The organism is Pseudoselenomonas caprae (genome assembly GCF_008271345.1).
Lineage (GTDB): Bacteria > Bacillota > Negativicutes > Selenomonadales > Selenomonadaceae > Selenomonas_A > Selenomonas_A caprae.
In genome coordinates this window covers 57566-75169 of the sequence record NZ_VTOZ01000004.1, presented here as the reverse complement: position 1 = coordinate 75169, position 17604 = coordinate 57566, and the positions used below count along the sequence as shown (strand labels likewise).

The following is a 17604-nucleotide window of genomic DNA, read 5'->3' as shown; positions in this document are numbered from 1 at the left end:
TTTTACCGATATTCTAATCAATATTCCAAAGTTCCTTTTTTATTCGATTTGAATCTTCGATTTCCGATTCAAACAGTTCCCTCCCTTCATCTGTCATATCCGTAAAATGCCACTTATCATCTGCATGTTTCAATAAAATAATCTTGCCTGGCCAGTAAATCAGCTCTTCTCTTTCCTCTCCTTCATCTAAACAATTTATTACCTTACTATACAGTCCAATATGATTTTTGATTATATCCTCTCCATATTCGTCTTCCAGCAGCCATATATACCGATACACACCGCTCTTCCATGTAGCATACATGCTTATTCCGTAATCAACATCATGATTTATAAATTTTCTTACCACCTTCTTCACAACTTCTTCTATCGGTTCATTGTTATTTATAATATCCGATACATCAATGTCTTCTATTTCACTTCCATACCCTCGATATATATACCCTTTTCCCATTGCAACTCCTTTTCTCCTATTTGAATCATTTACATAAGCTATATATCATCTCACTACCTTTTCATCATCAACCGATTTTTAAATTAATCTTTTTCCGCATATTTCTTTTTTATATGATTAGATTCTTCTATATCTCTATATAATAAAACCAAATCATCGGCATCCATAGATGTACAACTATCCCCACCAGCATCATGTTTTATCATAATGACTTTCCCAGGCATATAATGTAACTCTCTTCTTCCATCATTAAGATCGTTAATAAACTCACCACATAAACCTATACAATTTTGTTTTATACTTTCATCACGTTCATCATTTACCCAAATATATCGGTACAAATGCCCCTTCCATTCCATTCCATACAAATACTCATCACATTTTGAGCATCTGATTTTATAAACGTTTTGGCTATATCATTTACATTTTCTTCAACTGGATTATCTTCTTTTACAACATCAGCAATATCTATTTCCGTGACATCATCACCATTTCCTTGATATAGAAAGGCTCTTTTCACCTTTGCATTCCATACAACCTTATTATTAGAATCCACAATTAGATACGGTGCATTGAATCTACTAACTTCAATATATTCACCCTTTCTGTATTTCCTTACGCTATTTTTAATAACATTATCAATTCTAAAAGCACAAGCATCGAACTCTTCAAAATTTATCTCATCCTCATCCAATCCATTATCTGTTTCATATATCGTGTCAATATAACCAGACAATACTGCGCCATCATCATACTTTAAAATCAACCTATCCTAATTATGATATTTATTTAATTTAAATATTAATTCATCCATTTCTTCTCCTTAATAACCTTCTGGTCGTGAAGGAACAACATGAGCAGATCCATTTTTTAATACCACACTTTTCCATCCGCGCCATGGTCATGGATGTTGTTGAGATTTATCTCACTGCCTGCCACCATCAGCCGGATTTGTGTCAGTGCTGACATGTCAACTTTTTTCCCATGGATGTGGATAGCATCTTGTGCTTTTATGGTTACTTTGCCGGTGCTTTGGAATGATAACTACGCTTATCGTTCTGCATAAACAGTGATTGACAATTCATCATAGTCATCAAAAAAGTCAACCTTCAAATGCGCCTCTGGATATTGGTCACGAAACCAGTTTGTCCAAAAGTAATCGAGTGTATGCGCTAATGCCTGGACTTCCGCATCATAATTTCCATCATCTTCTGTATTCGGGCAAAAGAAATCTGACACATCACAATAGTTCATCATATACTCGATTTTTGACTTGTCATCGCCAAATTCTTTTTTCCATCCTTTATAAGTTTCTTCAGAATACGTATCTCTAAGAAAGTAACAGCCATCTTTTTCTATAATATCCGGCGTAAATAATCTTGCGACACTTAACGCAGTCTGCAAGTCTGTTTTATAATTCAGAAAAAATTTCCATTTCACATCATCAGGATTTACACGAGCCCATTCCTTAAACTCTGGTATTAAATCATCAGAAAATAACATATAATTTTACAGTCCCCAGTATATTATTAGCCAAGTCACTAAAATCCGGGCCTCTAGGCGTATTGGTTTTCCTTGGCTGCGTTATTGGCTCCAACACTTGTGAGGTTGTGCCGATATACCACACTTTCCCATCCGTCAAGCTAAGCATTCCACCTGCGCCGCTGGCTCCCATATCGCGGGGATTCAGATAGAGCTTTTTCCCATGCTCGGTGGTAAGTGAGCGATTCTGATAATCGGCCATCGGCTGACAAGTGCTATCGATACCACCATTTGTCCTCCCTACGCCAGCTCCAGCTGGGTCATGCCGACGATGATGATGTCGCCGATTTCTACTTTACAGGGTTCGCCAGCAGTCAGCTGGTATTTGCGGCCGTCTCTTGCTTTGCATAGCTGGGTGCCGTTACGGCTGGAAAGATCTTCGACATACCATTCGGCATTGGCGTAGTTGAGCACCGCATGCTCGATATCGATGAGTGGCGCATAAGGACTTTTCTCGAGATCGATGTCGACCATGTTCTCCTGATAGTCACGGCCAATGACCAGCCCGGTGCGATTGAAGAGGTTCCAGCTTTTGAGGATATCGCCTTTTTCGCTTAGCCAATTGAGCTGCGTGATGCCTGCGGGAGCCGCAGGTTCGCTTTTTGCTGCGGGATTCTCCGGCATGACTTCTGGCACTGGCTGTTGCAGGCAGCGGATGAGGCTTGCCACTGCCCAAAGGAACAGGACAAGGCCAAGCGCGATAAGCGCGCCCGACACGGCAGGATTGCCCAGATCCGTAAGGCCAGCAAGTATGCTAAGTGCGATGCCGGCGATGCCGAGCAAGGCCGTAGTGATTTGTTTCCGATACATGATATCTTCTCCTCTCTAGGCTTTCGTCCGCTCAAGAAAAACCAAAGAAGCCCTTGAACAAGTCGCTGGTGTCCAGCGGGTTCTTCTTGTCACTGCCTGCATCCTTGGCCGTTGGCTTTTGGATACCGGCAAAGAATGCATCTTCAAACGCACGGCGGGAAAAGGCCTGGCTAAAATCCGGCTTCGCACTGCTGGTATGTGCAGCCTGCTGCTGCGTATGCTGCCTGCACTGCTGTGTCTGCTGCCGCTGCCCCTGCTGTTTGCGGTCAAGGTCATAGCGGGCGCGTTTATTCTCATCGCTAAGCACCTGACAAGCTTCGTTGATGCGCTTGAACTGCTCAGCCGCCGCTTTATCGCCAGGATGCAAGTCCGGATGATATTTGCGGGCCAGCTGGCGGAAGGCTTTCTTGATTTCCTTCTTGGTTGCCGTTGGGGACAGGCCAAGTATTTTATAATAATCTTTCATATGATTTCTCCTGTTATTACTAAAGGGGTGGACATTCAATCCACCCCTTCAGCTGCCAAGAAAGTGAGCGGTCTTCCTTATTTAGGCAGAATATCCGCCTTCAACCTGCAACTCAGCCATCTTATCTTTCTTCTGTTTGAGCCAGAGCGTAAAGGTGCCGTTGCCATCGCCATCATCGTAAACTTCCTGATAGTCAACGACAAACGCATTGGTGAAGGTGTACTTGCGCTCCACCACGCCGCCAGCCACATAGGTCACGGTAACATTCCGATAGGCCTCAGCCCGCTCCGCCGGTACCACAGACCACAGGAGCATCTGCCGCGTGCTGTCAGCAGCTGCGCCTGTTGCATTGGCAAGGATTTTCCCCGAGATGACCAGCGTCGCGCCGACATCTTTCGTGCGGGCATCGGAGTCCATCGGGATATCCGTGCTGAATTTTACATGTTTCGTGCATTCCGGCTCAATAGAAAAGGGTTCCGCGCCGGTTACCTGTACCTGAAAAGACATACGTTTCTCCTCCTTCTATCAGGCGCCAAAGCCGCCATTTAACTGTACTGCCGTATTGAGGTCTTTCTTCTGCTTGATATGCAGATAGAACTGGCCCACGCCGGCCTCATCGTCGAGGTCTTCCGTATACTCGACCACAAAAGCATTGGGGAAGGTATACTGGCGGACAATCTGTCCGGCCGCGACGACATCGATGACGGCATTGCGGTAGCAGTCGGCACGCTCGGCCGGTACCCCGGCCCATTTAGCTGCGCCCAGCGTGCTGTCGACGGACTGGCCGCCCAGCGAGAAATTCATCTTGCCCCATATCTTGACACTCAGGCGGATATCCCGTGCCCGGGCATTGGAATCATCCGGCGTATCGGAGTAGAATTCCACCTTCGTGATACTGCGTTCGTCGAACGAAATCTGTTCGGCACCGCCGGTAACATTAACTCGAAAACCCATAGTCTTTTTCCTCCTTTTGGAATCGGATCTTCTAAAAAACATCTATGCGGCCGCCAGCTGGCAGCCTGAGCTCGCGTCAAGAGGCGCGGTGAGCTGTCGTGATACGATTGGTCTCGATGGTGAGATTGCGCATATTGCCATTGAAGGTGATATCGAGCGTGCACATGCCGTTCTCTTCGTCGATAGCATAGTCGATATCATCGCCGACACCGATGATGGCATTGACCATGTTGCGCTTGCTGAGCCATTTGCTCTTCTGGCTGTTCGGGTTGTTGCTGAAGAACTCCACGATATGATCCTGCTTGAAGTCGCCCGAAGCATGGCGCAGGATGCGCTCGATATAGGTCGTGACCTGGGTCTTGTAGAGCGGCTCGAAGACGCCGAGGTTCTCATCATAGAGCAGATTGCGTGCCTTGTAGACCATGATGTTCGTAATATGCTGGCCGGCGAATACGGCATTTTCCGAGGAAAAGACAAAACCAAAGCCGCGGCGATTGATTTCATCCTTGATGGGATTCGTAAAGCCTGTGATTTCCTTGGCCAGCGTCGTACGCACCTGCAGGGCATGGTCGCCAGACTCGAAGTCAAAGGCTACGCCCGGCAGCTCGCTGTCGACATCGCGGCGGAATACATCGCGCAGGAATACAGGGTCCTGGCAGGCCGCCTCGATGCCAGCCGCCACATAGGCCGCATCGATATAGACGCCATCGATCCAGAGCTTCATGATATCCTGCTGATCCTTTGACAGTTCGGCGATATTGTTCGCATTGATTTTCATCTTCGTATCGAGCAGTACGCCGGATTTGTCGCGGGGAATCACGGTGAAGTTCGGCAGGCACGGGATGGCATACTCGCTGTACGAGCGGTCCGTCAACGGCTCGCAGCGCTCGACGTATTTGTCGATGCCCTCGGTCGCCATGCTGCTGAAGCTCGTTTTGTCGCTGGTCTCGAAGTTGAAGAAACACTGCACGCGGAAATCCTTGAGTACATCGAGGATTGCACTCAACGATTCGAGACTGTTGGCGCTGGTATTTTTCGGCGCATTGTTGCCGGCAAATCGCTGCCGCGTGATGCGCGCCTTCGCGGGGCGGTCAAGCTCCAGCGACGGATAGATGGCATACCAGACCGTGTTCTTGAAATCGTTCTTGGCATTTACCGTATTGAGGAACGTACGCAGGCGCGGCAAATTCTTGGCCTGGGCCAGCAGGTCGTTCTTGACATTCGTGATGAAGAGCGCCGGGCGCATGCCCTTCGTGCGGGCCGGATACTGCTCGAAGAACATCCGCACGCCGAGGATTTTCTCGATCAGCGGCTTGACGGTCTTGATGAAGTCGTCCTTGGCCTGCTTGTAGAAATCCAGATACGTATTGTAGTTTTCTATTTCCTGCGCCATATCGACCGCAGAAACGATGGACGACGGCAGCGGGCAGAACGTACGCGCAACGAGGGATTTGACATAGTCGTTATGGTTTTCCGCATTGAGCGCCTCATAGTCGTCCTCGATGGCTGCAATCAGGCCTTCATTGATATTGTCATCCACCGTCACCAGCGCCTGGGTCTGCTCTTTGGGCGCTTCGATGACCTTGAGCTCACCGCTGTCGCCCATCGTGAGCACGCCGAGGGCCAGCGCCGTGTCCTGCTGATTCCCCTGCTCCGTGCCGAGCAGCAGGCGGGTCTTGATATCCTCGATAGCCAGCGGCAGCATGGCCATGACATTGTTGTAGTTCTTGCTGGCCTCCTCGAACATGACATTGAGCTTGTCGCCGCAGTCGAGTTTCTTCGGGTCGCCATCCTCGAGCTCGACATACTTGCTATAGACATAGCGCAGCTCCTTGCGCTCCTGCTTGATATCCTCCATGACCTTGTGCGGCGAGATGAGATCCGTGAGCTTCTCGAACTTGAAATCGACATTCAAAAGCCCCTGCGAGCGCTTCGTGTCCACCAATGTCAGCAGCATACGCAAGAAATCGTTGTGCATGTTCAAATGGATGGCCGTCAGCAGATCATCGGGCACATTCTCGGGACGCTTGAGCGTATACATGACGCGCTGCGTATTGGCATTGAAGAAGGAATACACGACCGGGTCAAACTTATCGAGGAATTCCTGGAAATCATGCACCAAAAGCTTTTCATTGAGCTCCTTGATTTTCTCATCGCTCAAGCTGTCCAGCGCATTCGTATCGCCGACCATCGTGAGCAGGTCGAGCTTTTCCGGATTGATTTCCTCGAACAGCAGCGTGCGGTTCGTCTGTGAAATGATTTTTGCCATTTTGTCTAACTCCTTTTCATATCTTTCTCAGGTCTGTGGTTTCAGATCCTTGAGTACCATCGTCAAGGCCAGCTGTTCATCGCCGAAGGAGAGCTGCACCGGCTCATCGTAGCCCATGAAGCAGCTGGTACCGCGCAGGATAAGCTCGCCATCCTTGAGCAGGGTTGCCTGCGAATCGTTGTCGAGCCAAATGCCTGCCTTGCCCGGATGGACGCTGAGCCCATCGAGCCCGGGCAGCGTATCGGGAAGCTGACACTCATGGAAAAGACGCCGCAGCGGCAGCGCCGTATGCTCCAAGTGACGATACAGATTGAGCACCCGCACGCGGTGGTCGCGCCCCGAGCGGGTGCGGATATCGCGGATGGTAAGCTCCCCGACATAGCGCTCTGCCCAGAAAGGCTGCTGCTGCGCAGGCAGCGGCCTTTGCTGGCGCCGCTGCCGCCGCGTCTTGAGCTGCACGGCAACGAGCAGGCCAATCAGCACCAAGGCTCCGGCCCCGCCGCCAATCGCCAGCAGCCAAGGCACCGAGGAGCCTTCTGCTGGCTGCTTTTTCTCCGGCACAGTTACCATAAGCGACGCTGGCGTGCAGTCCACATTCCAGCCCCAGGCCGAAAAGACCGGCAGGATGTTCTCCGCGCCCTGCCAATCCTGCGGCAGCTCCACCCAGATGCTGCCATCACGGACATAGCCCGGATAGTAATCGTTATCGAGCCATACGGCGATTTCTTTGTCCGCCAGCGCCCGGTCATCCAGCAGCGGCTGCCTGTCGCCATCGGCGGTGCGCACACTAAGCTTCAGCCACTGGTCATCTGCTTCGCCAGCCACAAGCTCCGCCTGCAAATCCGCCGTCAGCTGCGGATACAGCTCGACCTGCTGGCCAGCCGGCAATCCGGTAAGCACCATATGCGCCGCAGGATTCTTGATATCCCAGATGGTAAGGGACGGGCCATCGTAGACCTGATGTCCCGAATCCTGCCCCACCAGTTTTGCCTGCGTCGCACTGCCATCGCCCTTGCGAACCACCAGCCGCAGATGACGGACCGCGCTTGCTGGCACCGGCAGCGAAAGGTCGGCCCTGCCACTCGCATCGGCTGTCCGCTCGCTTTTGCCAATCGCCCAGTTCTGAGCCAGCAGCTGGGCCCCGACAGCTGGCACAGCTGCCATATCCGGCGCCGTGGCATAAGTAATATCACTCGCGTAGATGTTGGCCTGCGGCGTTGTCTGACTGCCGCCAAGCGCCAGCACATAAACCCGGATGCCGCGCTCACGGCAGGCAGCCATCGCCTCTTGAAAGGCCTTTACCGATGCGACGGTCTCTTCGCTCGTCGGCAGCATGATTTCGCCATCCGTGACAATCACGATGCTGCGCGCAGACGCGCCATCGGCGGCAAAGGCTGTGACCGCCTGCTGCATGGCCGCGCCTGTATTGGTATAGCCGCCGTACTGCATCCCCTGCAAAGCCGGCGCCGGCAAGCGGCTGAGCCCTGCCAGCGGCTGCAATAGACTCACCTGATCGCTATACGCATATATCCCGACCGCCCAATTGGCTGGCAGCATTGCACACATCTCCAGCGCCGTCTCCGGCATCAGCCGCAAGGGATCTGCTGCCACCATCGACTGGCTGGCGTCCAGCAGGAAAACAACTTCCTGCCGCTGCAGCTGCTGGGGCAGGCCCACCTGCCCGGCAGTCTCTCCCCGGCACCCGAGCATCAGCAGGCCTGCCGTCAAAACAGCCGCTATCCGTCCAAAAACGTTCCATTGAATCCTTTTCGTTGTTCCTCCTCCTCACAATCATCCACATCATTGCCAGGCTTTAATCTCGCTTTCAAATTCTAAACTTCCCACCATCCTTCCCGCCGATTTCCAGCCACCTTTAATGGTTTTGTTACCTTTTCTTTATCCTATGATTTATCCTATTTATTATGTGCACGTTTAGCATGGTACTATAGAACAATTAAACTCACTTAAATGTTTTTTTACGATTAGATAAAAATTATTCTCATTTGTTTTTTAGAATCATCGAAGAAACTTCCAATAAAAAAAGCCCCCGGCATAAAGCCGGGGACTTATCAAGTAGCGGAATCACGCTTCCACAGTATTCTGTTGATGGCTGGCTTCAAGCTCGAGGAGCTCTTTGTCTCTTTCGTCTTTTGGCTGCTGTACCCGCAGGAACATGGCATCGCCAAAACTGAAGAACCGGTATTTCATCTCCACAGCCTTCTTATAGGCATCGAGGATGAACTTGCGGCCGCCGAAGGCGCTGATGAGCATGATCAGCGTCGATTTCGGCAGATGGAAATTCGTCACGATACCATCGATGATCTTGAAATCATAGCCCGGATAGATGAAAATCTGGGTCCAGCCGCTCTTGCCGCTGATTTCATTCTTGCCGTCCGCCGCCGATTCCAGCGTGCGGATGCTCGTGGTACCCACCGCAATGACGCGATGGCCGGCTTTTTTCGTATCCATGATGAGCTTAGCCGTCTCATCCGAGATGCGATAGAACTCCTTATGCATATCATGCTTCTGGATGTCCTCGCAGTTTACCGGACGGAACGTACCAAGGCCCACATGCAGCGTGACAAAGCCGAGATTTACGCCCATATCCTTGAGCTCCTGCATCTGCTCCTTGGTGAAGTGCAGGCCAGCCGTCGGCGCAGCGGCCGAACCTTCCTCACGGTTGTAGACCGTCTGATAGCGCTCCTTATCCTCGAGTTTCTCATGGATATATGGCGGCAGCGGCGTCTCGCCGAGACGGTCGAGAATTTCCTCGAATACGCCATCGAATTTGAATTCGACGATGCGGCCGCCAAAATCCGTATGATCCGTAACGGTGCACGAAAGCTCGTCACTGAAATTGATGACATTGCCCGGCTTGGCCTTTTTGCCCGGCTTTACCAGCGTCTCCCAATGCGTAGCATCGAGACGGCGCAGCAGGAATACCTCGACCTTGCCGCCCGTCTGGTCACGATGTCCAATCAAACGAGCTGGCATAACACGCGTATCATTGAAAATCAGTGTATCACCCGGCTCCAGATATTCCTTGAGGTCATAAAAATGACGATGCTCGATGGTCTTCTCCACGGGGTCGAGCACCATCAGCCGTGATGCGTTGCGCGGCTCGATAGGAACCTGTGCAATGCGCTCTTCCGGCAGTTCATAATCAAAATCGGATAATAATAACATGTTTTCGTCCTTCAATCTATCAATATAGTTTCTTCAGCGTCGTCCCCGCATAATAATTGCTAAGGATTTCCGTGTATTTATAGCCTTTTTCCTCGGCATACGCCTTGGCTCCCCACTGCGAGAGCCCCAGTCCATGTCCCCAGCCATAGCCGCGGATAAAGACCACACCGGCGCGCAGCGAAATGTCAAACATCGTGCTCTTGAGGCCCAGCCAGCTGCGCAAATCGTTGCCACTAACAAGTGCCGTACCATTCTTGCCCGTAAAGCGCACCTGCTGCACGCGGCCCGAAGCCGTACGCCCCTTGACGCGCTTGCCCGGCTGCAGATCTGCCAGCTCCACCTTCTTGAGCTCGCCGACATTCTTGCCATGGCTGGCAAGCACTGAGGCAAGATTTGCCGCCGTGATATTCTTTTCCCACGGATACGTCTTGGTATGCACTTCCTTGGCCGCCCGCAGATACGGAATCCGGCTGCCCCAGACATCTTCGCTGTTCTCGGTCATGCCGCCCGAATCCGTATGGAAAAGCGCATCGATAAGCTTGCCGCGATATGTCAGCACCTCACCGGCCGTGGCCTTGACCGCCCGGTCAGCGCCAGCTTTTTCCGCAGCAAGGCCGCTATACTGCTGGCAATGCGTCGTCGCACAAAGGTCATAGCCCTCACTGGCATGACGCTTGCGGCTGCTTAGGGCAAAGGTACGTGCAGCGACGGCCTGTGCCTTGACCGCCTCGGTATTCCACTCAGGCGGCATCTCCTCAGGCACCACGCCGCGCAGATATTCCTCAACCGTCACGTGATTGACCACGGTAAAGCCCGCACCTTTCGGCTGCAGCTGCACCGCCCCGCGATAGGCACGGCCATTGATGCGCGTGACCTGCTGCGCCAGCTGGCGTTCATCGGCCACGATGCACTCGATAGCCTCCTGGCCTGCCTTGAGCTTTTTGCCATCTACCGCAAAACTGCCATCACGATAGGCAATCGTCAGCGGCTTATCGGCACTGCCCTTATAGAGCACCTTATGAGCTTTGACCGTGCGAATCACAAAAGCCTTATCCACACTGACCTTGACCGCCGTCTGCCCCTTTTGCAGACCGATAAGCAAATCGGGCTGCCAAGCGGCCTCGGCAGCAAGCGGCCAAAATAACAGGGCCGCTGCAAAGACTGCTCCGAGAATCTTCCCACACTTATTCATGGCCTGCCTCCTTCGCCGCCGCAGCCTCAGCTGCGAGCCGGGCCCGCTTCTTGGCTTTGTTCTCCTTGCGCCGCTGCTTGCGGATGGCTTTGCTGTAGCGCTCCTCTTCACTAAAGATGCAGCCGCAGTATGGCTGACGGTAAAGCTCCAGCTCATGGCTGATGTCGATGCCCTCCTGCCAGCCGGGACGGAAATCCTCGTAGTAGAACTGCACGCCATACTGCGCGGCAAACTTTTCGGCCGTACGCTTCATCAAATCGTGCTGCTGGTAGATGCTATAGAATAGCGTCGACGTAAAGGCATCAAAGCCATTTGCTGCCGCAAAACGCGCCGCCTCCTCGAGCCGCCAGGTATAGCACATCGTGCAGCGGCCATTGGGCAGAGCCTCTGCAGGCAGTGCCTTTTTCAAGAAGTCGCGCAAGCGGTAGTTCTCATCGGCATAAAATTCCATCTTGACCTTTTCGGCAAATTCCTTCGCTGTCTTGAGCCGCCTGTCCCACTCGGTATACGGATGGATATTCGGATTGAAGAAATATCCCACCGGCTCGATGCCATCTGCGCGCAATTTCTTGACCGGATAGCACGAACACGGCCCGCAACACATATGTAAAAGCAGTTTCATCGTTTCTCTCCCTTATTCCGGATACGCTATGCCCATATGCTCATAGCCCGCGCGCGTGACCACGCGGCCGCGCGGCGTGCGGTTGACAAAGCCGAGCTGGATGAGGAACGGCTCATAGACATCCTCGATCGTATCCGTGCTCTCGCTGATTGCCGCCGCCAGCGTATCAAGTCCCACCGGGCCGCCGCCAAATTTCTTGATCATCGTCGACAGCATGCGCCGGTCCGTATGGTCAAGGCCAGCCTTATCGACTTCGAGCAGCGACAAAGCTTTATCCGCCAGCTCGTCGGTGATGACATCCTGCCCCTCGTACTGCGCCACATCGCGCACGCGTTTCAGCAGGCGGTTGGCGATACGCGGCGTCCCGCGCGAACGGCGCGCAATCTCCAAAGCACCGCGCTCCTCGATGGGGATTTCCAATATCTCGGCCGCGCGCTTGATGATGTTTACGAGCGCCTCGGGCGTATAGTATTCGAGCCGCGAAATGATGCCAAAGCGGTCACGCAGCGGTGCCGCCAGCGACCCCGCCTTTGTCGTCGCACCGATCAGCGTGAACGGCGCAATGTCGAGACGAATCGAGCGGGCACTCGGCCCCTTGCCGATGATGATATCGAGCGCAAAATCCTCCATTGCCGAATAAAGGACCTCCTCGACACTGCGCGACAAGCGGTGAATCTCATCGATAAAGAGCACATCGTGCTCCTGCAGATTCGTCAAAAGCGCCGCCAAATCGCCCTGCCGCTCGATGGCCGGCCCCGAAGTCTGGCGGAAATTCACCCCCATCTCATTGGCGATGATGCCCGCAAGCGTCGTCTTGCCAAGGCCCGGCGGGCCGTATAACAGCACATGGTCGAGTGCATCACCGCGGTTCATCGCCGCCTTGATGAAGATATCGAGGTTCTTCTTGGCCTTGTCCTGGCCGATATACTCACTCAGCTTGCGCGGGCGGAGACTGTACTGCCAATCATCGGCGCGCTGTTCGTCCATCGCCACGATGCGGCCATCGTCAATATCCATATCGTAAAAATCTTCTTCTGCCAAGCCTCAGCCCCCCTTTAGAATTTGTTCAACTGCTTGAGTGCCAGTTTGATGATTTCCTCCGTCGTCTTGCACTTCGTCGCTTTTTTCAGCACCGGCGCGATCTCTGCCTGGCTATAGCCCAGCGCCATAAGTGCCGCCTGCGCCTCGCTGATGATATCATCACCGACAGGCCCCTCCATATCCAGCGACAGGATTTCCTCCGCGTCACTGGTGGCAAAGCCGACCTTATCCTTTAATTCAAGAATCAAGCGCTCTGCCGACTTCTTGCCGATACCTGGCAGCTTCGTCAACACCGTAGCCTGCTTATTCTGGATTGCCTTGCAAAGGCCATCCACCGTAATCGACGACAGAATCCCCAGCGCCACCTTCGGGCCAATGCCCGACACGCCAATCAGCAGCTGAAAAATATCGTACTCATCCTCACTGGCAAAACCATAAAGCGTAATGCCATCCTGATAGACATTCATATAGGTAAAGAGCTGCGTCTCTTCCTTCAACCGCAGCTTATTCTGCGTAGACCCGGCCACAAAGACCCGATACCCCACGCCATTCACATCGAGCAGACAATAGTCAGCCTTGAGCGCCGCCACCTGCCCCCGCAAAAATCCAATCATCGAAAGGTTCACTCCAATAAAAGAAAACTTGTAACCTTATTAGTATAGCACGAAACGCAAGAGGCTGACCAGTCAAAATTGACCGGTCAGCCTCATCCTTGACAAGTCAAATTGACTTGTCAGATTCATCGGTGCCATGCTCTTTTTTCGATGTGCAAACAAAAAGCACCCTGCTTCTGCAAAGTGCTTTGACTATCAATATAAGAACTCCTTGGCAGGCGTGCCATCCCCCTGCATCTACTCGGGTTTCCCCTGTCTTGCCAGCGGCGCGTAGTCGACACGAAATCTACTACCTCAAGGAGTTCCTTTAGCCTTTCTCATTCTTACTGTAAAGAATTTTCTTATTTCGGATAAAAACAAATGATATCGCAAAAAGTTTTCCTACAGCCACAAAAATTTTCTCTCTACTGGTATAATAAAGATATAATAGCTTTTACGGAGGTGCTTAAGTATGGCTTTAGCTATTTTCGGCCTGGGACTAGCTTCCTTCGGACTGCTTGTCTTTTGCTTCATAAGTGTTTTAGCCGTTGAATTCCTTAAGTTTTTGGTAAAATTGATATTACGTTTTTACAGGCATTTACATACGTCTTGACTTCTGCCCCTTTTTCGGGGCTATTTTTTTGCTTACGTTTCTCCTCAGCTTCTTTGATTACATCCAGCTATCCAGATAATCCCTACGCACATGGGGCATACTCCAACAAGCAATTGTCAACCAAGGCGCAGGGCGGTTCATCCCCACATACGCGGGGCATACAGCTGCACGGTGGATGGGCTGCATCCGAGCACCGGTTCATCCCCACATACGTGGGGCATACGGGTCGCCCTGCAACGCCTTGATATTCAGTACCGGTTCATCCCCACATACGTGGGGCATACGCGAGGAAGAGGGCACTGGAAGGGTTGTTCCTCGGTTCATCCCCACATACGTGGGGCATACGCTATCGCCTTGTGTTGGCTCGTCTGTAACCGCGGTTCATCCCCACATACGTGGGGCATACTTCGTCCAATTGACGGATACGAGAGAGGAGCACGGTTCATCCCCACATACGTGGGGCATACAAACGAATCAACCACATCGGTGGTGGCGTCAGCCGGTTCATCCCCACATACGTGGGGCATACTTAAATTCGCCACCGATTGACGATCCTGTATGCGGTTCATCCCCACATACGTGGGGCATACGCAATCCTGCCTGTATCGCCCATTTAGCGGCGCGGTTCATCCCCACATACGTGGGGCATACGTTTTAGAAGCTAAAATGCATGATGATAATTGCGGTTCATCCCCACATACGTGGGGCATACCCCAACGGTCATGCAGATATTTTTCCAGCTCCTCGGTTCATCCCCACATACGTGGGGCATACGACGTATACTTTTGTCACCAAAATGCACAGGTACGGTTCATCCCCACATACGTGGGGCATACATACCTATAAAACTGCTTTCGATTCAAACTATCGGTTCATCCCCACATACGTGGGGCATACAGGTACTACTGCTCCTGTGATTTTTGGTTCTTCGGTTCATCCCCACATACGTGGGGCATACAGTTATCGGGAATGAGGTAGTAACGCCATTACCGGTTCATCCCCACATACGTGGGGCATACCGGTTCGTTTGATGATTGTTCTGGCTGTGTAACGGTTCATCCCCACATACGTGGGGCATACGTTCAGATATAACGGATTGAGAAATGCAACAGGCGGTTCATCCCCACATACGTGGGGCATACACTAGAAGAAATGGCTTGATTACGCCATTCTTCGGCAGAAACTTACCGCTATGTGTCTGACTCAATCTTATTATTTTGCACATCTAATGTCAATGGCCATATATTGACTTGTCAATTTTTTGACTTGTCAAAAGTCAAATCTCCATCCATCAGCAAGCCATATTCATGATTGAGCTCCAACCAGCTGCCATTAGCGAATTCGCAGCGGCCATCATCACCGGGAAAGACGAACAAGCCTTGCAATAGTCCCTCGCCTTTCCAAGCCTTTTCGCCATTGCGGCAAGTAAGTTTTTCTGGTTGTATATTTTTTGCCGCTGCACTCACGCTCCGGCCTAATATCTCCTTGGCCTGTTTACGACGCACTTTGCCATTTGCGGGCAAACATTCGAATTCTTCGTGTGGAATGACTGCGATGCGTACGCTGGCTTCTCCCAGGCGTGTTTTCGCCGCCATAAAATCCACTTCATTGTCTGAGAAAATGTCTTCATCGCCACCATACAAACAAAACGCATCAGTCATAGGCAATGGCAGTTCTTTTATTTTTGCAGCGCCTTCCTTCACCTCCTTATCCATGCCATATGACATCCATGCCTCTAGTTGCTCCTCAGTCGTCGGTGCACCTTCATATACCCGCTGCACCAAGATGGGAATATCGCGCGGCAAACAGATTTCCGTAAGCTTATGCAGTTCTTCCTTTGTTCGCTGCAATAATAGCTCATAATAAACAAAACCGGTACTGCCATAGTCATCGTCATTCGGCACCAAAACTGTCATGTGCGGAGAATCTATGCCTGGCGGCCGCAGCGTATCTTTATGCCGCCATAATCTTCCCATGCGTTGCAGCAAAAGGTCTATCGGACAGATTGCCGAAATCATATAGTCAAAATCTAAATCTAACGACTGCTCTACGACCTGTGTCGCTACCACAATCAACTTTTGCGGACGCTTTTTCTTATCGGTGCTTAATTTTTCTAAGCACTCCTGCTCAATCTCATTCCGACGTTTCGCATGGAATCTGGCATGAAATAAAATGGCAGGATATTCCGGTAAGCGCTTGCGTATGGATTGGTATGTGTCCTGCGCCTCTTTTACCGTATTCACCAATACACAGGTACAACCACCCACTGCAGCTTTTTGCTCTACAAGCTCTGCAATCTTATCCGTATCCCCTAATAGTGGCTGACAATCTATCGTTACTTTCGTTTCCGCTTGACCACCCGCCACCGCTATCTGTCTTGGCATTTTATCATCGTATAGCAGGGTAACCGCCGGATATGTTGCCGAATCCAACAGACCTTCTTCGTACGCATAACATGCGGCAAACTTTTCCTTACTGCTTGCCGGAAGTGTCGCTGACAACATGACCACAGGGATGTGCAGTACACGGCACCAGCAAAGCAGTTTCTCTATGATGCTGCTCATATACGCGTCATAGGAATGCAGTTCGTCTATAATCAGTACCTTCTGAGCCAGACCAGCGAGCCGCAGGCAGCCATATTTTACCTTCATGGTTGCCATCATTACCTGGTCAATCGTTCCGACAGCAAACGGCGAAATAAGCCCCCGTCGCATTGGCGAAGTCCATAGTTCCGCAACGCCAGCATCTTCTGTCTGAAAAGACCTTTCGGCTTCATCGTGCAGCCAAGCCATACCATGCATCAGTTTCGCCTGCGGGTCGTTAAGCCCCGCCAGCATGGCATTCATTCGCCCTACCATTTGATTCGCTGTCGCCGAGGTCGGAAGTGCCACATAAAAGCCTTCCTTGCCCCAGCGCTGCGCCAGCCGGCAAGCTGCATACAAGCCTGCTTCTGTCTTTCCGCAGCCCATCGGTGCCTCCAAGATTACCGCCAACGGCATCTCTTTTTCATCAGCCAAGGCCGCTTCGATTGTCTTTTGCAAAGGACGCATTCCCACCGCCGGAATCTGCGGCCATAGTTTCGTAAAGCAATCGATCTCTGTACGTGGGGGATGATGACACAGATGGTTCTGCTGCAGGAATCGCCGCATGACCCGTTCCGTATCTGCAATCACCTGCTCCACCGTGCGCCCCGCAGATAAATCCGCAAATTCATCCCCCGAGGCAATCCAATCGGCTGTCACAATGATACCCAGCAGCAGCATGCAGACAGCATCATAATGCGAGGGAAGGACATTTTCCGGCTGGAATATTTCGCGCATTTGCTTTTCGAGTTTCATCTGCAAGCGCGTCCATATCTTTTCCCGTGAATCCTTCCCTCCATACCCTCTGCTCAAAGGCGTTTCATGTTTTCCCTGATGATGCCTGCCAATCACTGCTGCCATCCGATGCCGTTCGCGCATACCGCCAAAAAGTCCCTGTTCTTTCCATAGCCGATAGAGTTTTTCCTCGCCATATACTTCATGGCGGAATCCCTTGGCATCCGGACATAGCAGCCCGGCCTGTTTCAGTACGGCCGCACTTTTGCTTCCCTCTGCCTGCTGCTGGAACGCAGGAAAAGCCTTGCCGATATCATGAACCGCAGCCATATACCCCACCCAGCGATACACTTGCTGCTCATCCAAAGGCAAATACCGCTGCAATTCTGCCGCCAAAGGGCGAAAGCTCCCGTCTTTCAGCAAAGACTGCGCTGCTACACCTGTCTCGAGCAAATGCATCCATAGCGGTTTATACGGATCGCTTTTGGCCCAGATGCTGTCTTGCAACGACTGATATAATTCTTCGTCCATAGCTGTGACTCCTG

At 51.6% G+C, this 17604-nt stretch carries 16 protein-coding genes and 1 CRISPR repeat array; all 16 genes read right to left on the bottom strand.

Annotation, left to right across the window (positions count from 1 at the left end; genetic code table 11):
* Positions 1 to 13: 13 nt before the first annotated feature.
* Positions 14 to 454: a hypothetical protein gene (locus FZ041_RS02895; RefSeq protein ID WP_149188444.1), complete on the bottom strand. Its 441-nt coding sequence runs from the start codon at positions 452 to 454 to the stop codon at positions 14 to 16.
* Between the two features lie 83 nt (positions 455 to 537).
* Entirely contained in the window at positions 538 to 795 is a 258-nt protein-coding gene (locus tag FZ041_RS02890) for a hypothetical protein (RefSeq protein ID WP_149188443.1), read from the bottom strand.
* On the bottom strand, positions 774 to 1220 hold the full coding sequence (locus FZ041_RS02885; RefSeq protein WP_149188442.1) for a hypothetical protein: 447 nt from the start codon (positions 1218 to 1220) through the stop codon (positions 774 to 776). Before FZ041_RS02885 ends, FZ041_RS02890 begins: the two co-directional genes overlap by 22 nt.
* Before the next feature lie 284 nt (positions 1221 to 1504).
* Positions 1505 to 1957: a hypothetical protein gene (locus FZ041_RS02880; protein ID WP_149188441.1), complete on the bottom strand. Its 453-nt coding sequence runs from the start codon at positions 1955 to 1957 to the stop codon at positions 1505 to 1507.
* Positions 1958 to 2236: 279 nt separating this feature from the next.
* Positions 2237 to 2806 (bottom strand): FHA domain-containing protein, encoded by a 570-nt coding sequence (locus tag FZ041_RS02875; protein WP_149188440.1) that lies wholly within the window; start codon positions 2804 to 2806, stop codon positions 2237 to 2239.
* A gap of 31 nt (positions 2807 to 2837) precedes the next feature.
* Entirely contained in the window at positions 2838 to 3272 is a 435-nt protein-coding gene (locus FZ041_RS02870; RefSeq protein WP_075442510.1) for a J domain-containing protein, read from the bottom strand.
* A gap of 81 nt (positions 3273 to 3353) precedes the next feature.
* A complete protein-coding gene (locus FZ041_RS02865) occupies positions 3354 to 3779 on the bottom strand; it encodes a hypothetical protein (protein ID WP_014423949.1) in 426 nt (141 codons plus the stop codon).
* Positions 3780 to 3797: 18 nt separating this feature from the next.
* A complete protein-coding gene (locus FZ041_RS02860; RefSeq protein ID WP_075442511.1) occupies positions 3798 to 4226 on the bottom strand; it encodes a hypothetical protein in 429 nt (142 codons plus the stop codon).
* Positions 4227 to 4302: 76 nt separating this feature from the next.
* On the bottom strand, positions 4303 to 6495 hold the full coding sequence (locus FZ041_RS02855; protein ID WP_149188439.1) for a transcriptional regulator: 2193 nt from the start codon (positions 6493 to 6495) through the stop codon (positions 4303 to 4305).
* Positions 6496 to 6522: 27 nt separating this feature from the next.
* Positions 6523 to 8223, bottom strand: a complete 1701-nt coding sequence (locus tag FZ041_RS02850) for a vWA domain-containing protein (protein WP_187626287.1) — start codon at positions 8221 to 8223, stop codon at positions 6523 to 6525.
* A 354-nt stretch (positions 8224 to 8577) separates the two neighbouring features.
* A complete protein-coding gene (queA, locus tag FZ041_RS02845; RefSeq protein WP_149188437.1) occupies positions 8578 to 9681 on the bottom strand; it encodes a tRNA preQ1(34) S-adenosylmethionine ribosyltransferase-isomerase QueA in 1104 nt (367 codons plus the stop codon).
* A gap of 19 nt (positions 9682 to 9700) precedes the next feature.
* Positions 9701 to 10873 carry a SpoIID/LytB domain-containing protein gene (locus FZ041_RS02840; RefSeq protein ID WP_149188436.1) on the bottom strand — a complete coding sequence of 391 codons (1173 nt, stop codon included), beginning with the start codon at positions 10871 to 10873 and terminating at the stop codon, positions 9701 to 9703.
* Positions 10866 to 11495: an epoxyqueuosine reductase QueH gene (locus FZ041_RS02835; protein ID WP_149188435.1), complete on the bottom strand. Its 630-nt coding sequence runs from the start codon at positions 11493 to 11495 to the stop codon at positions 10866 to 10868. The genes FZ041_RS02840 and FZ041_RS02835 overlap by 8 nt, the downstream gene beginning before the upstream one ends.
* Before the next feature lie 12 nt (positions 11496 to 11507).
* The gene (gene ruvB / locus FZ041_RS02830) at positions 11508 to 12512 is read right to left on the bottom strand and encodes a Holliday junction branch migration DNA helicase RuvB (RefSeq protein WP_033169531.1); all 1005 of its coding nucleotides are present in this window, start codon (positions 12510 to 12512) and stop codon (positions 11508 to 11510) included.
* 38 nt (positions 12513 to 12550) lie between these two features.
* Positions 12551 to 13150: a Holliday junction branch migration protein RuvA gene (gene ruvA, locus FZ041_RS02825; RefSeq protein ID WP_149188434.1), complete on the bottom strand. Its 600-nt coding sequence runs from the start codon at positions 13148 to 13150 to the stop codon at positions 12551 to 12553.
* Positions 13151 to 13875: 725 nt separating this feature from the next.
* A CRISPR array of direct repeats spans positions 13876 to 14884; the repeat unit is 29 nt; unit sequence CGGTTCATCCCCACATACGTGGGGCATAC.
* Positions 14885 to 14995: 111 nt separating this feature from the next.
* Positions 14996 to 17590, bottom strand: a complete 2595-nt coding sequence (gene cas3 / locus FZ041_RS02820; RefSeq protein WP_149188433.1) for a CRISPR-associated helicase Cas3' — start codon at positions 17588 to 17590, stop codon at positions 14996 to 14998.
* Positions 17591 to 17604: the final 14 nt, after the last annotated feature.

What these genes read in the sequence shown, in the direction of transcription:
- FZ041_RS02855 (WP_149188439.1), bottom strand. Translation starts at nt 6,495, where the DNA reads ATGGCAAAAATCATTTCACAGACGAACCGCACGCTGCTGTTCGAGGAA.
- ruvA (WP_149188434.1), bottom strand. Translation starts at nt 13,150, where the DNA reads ATGATTGGATTTTTGCGGGGGCAGGTGGCGGCGCTCAAGGCTGACTAT.
- FZ041_RS02880 (WP_149188441.1), bottom strand. Translation starts at nt 1,957, where the DNA reads ATGTTATTTTCTGATGATTTAATACCAGAGTTTAAGGAATGGGCTCGT.
- FZ041_RS02840 (WP_149188436.1), bottom strand. Translation starts at nt 10,873, where the DNA reads ATGAATAAGTGTGGGAAGATTCTCGGAGCAGTCTTTGCAGCGGCCCTG.
- FZ041_RS02835 (WP_149188435.1), bottom strand. Translation starts at nt 11,495, where the DNA reads ATGAAACTGCTTTTACATATGTGTTGCGGGCCGTGTTCGTGCTATCCG.
- FZ041_RS02860 (WP_075442511.1), bottom strand. Translation starts at nt 4,226, where the DNA reads ATGGGTTTTCGAGTTAATGTTACCGGCGGTGCCGAACAGATTTCGTTC.
- FZ041_RS02875 (WP_149188440.1), bottom strand. Translation starts at nt 2,806, where the DNA reads ATGTATCGGAAACAAATCACTACGGCCTTGCTCGGCATCGCCGGCATC.
- cas3 (WP_149188433.1), bottom strand. Translation starts at nt 17,590, where the DNA reads ATGGACGAAGAATTATATCAGTCGTTGCAAGACAGCATCTGGGCCAAA.
- FZ041_RS02895 (WP_149188444.1), bottom strand. Translation starts at nt 454, where the DNA reads ATGGGAAAAGGGTATATATATCGAGGGTATGGAAGTGAAATAGAAGAC.
- ruvB (WP_033169531.1), bottom strand. Translation starts at nt 12,512, where the DNA reads ATGGATATTGACGATGGCCGCATCGTGGCGATGGACGAACAGCGCGCC.
- FZ041_RS02870 (WP_075442510.1), bottom strand. Translation starts at nt 3,272, where the DNA reads ATGAAAGATTATTATAAAATACTTGGCCTGTCCCCAACGGCAACCAAG.
- FZ041_RS02865 (WP_014423949.1), bottom strand. Translation starts at nt 3,779, where the DNA reads ATGTCTTTTCAGGTACAGGTAACCGGCGCGGAACCCTTTTCTATTGAG.
- queA (WP_149188437.1), bottom strand. Translation starts at nt 9,681, where the DNA reads ATGTTATTATTATCCGATTTTGATTATGAACTGCCGGAAGAGCGCATT.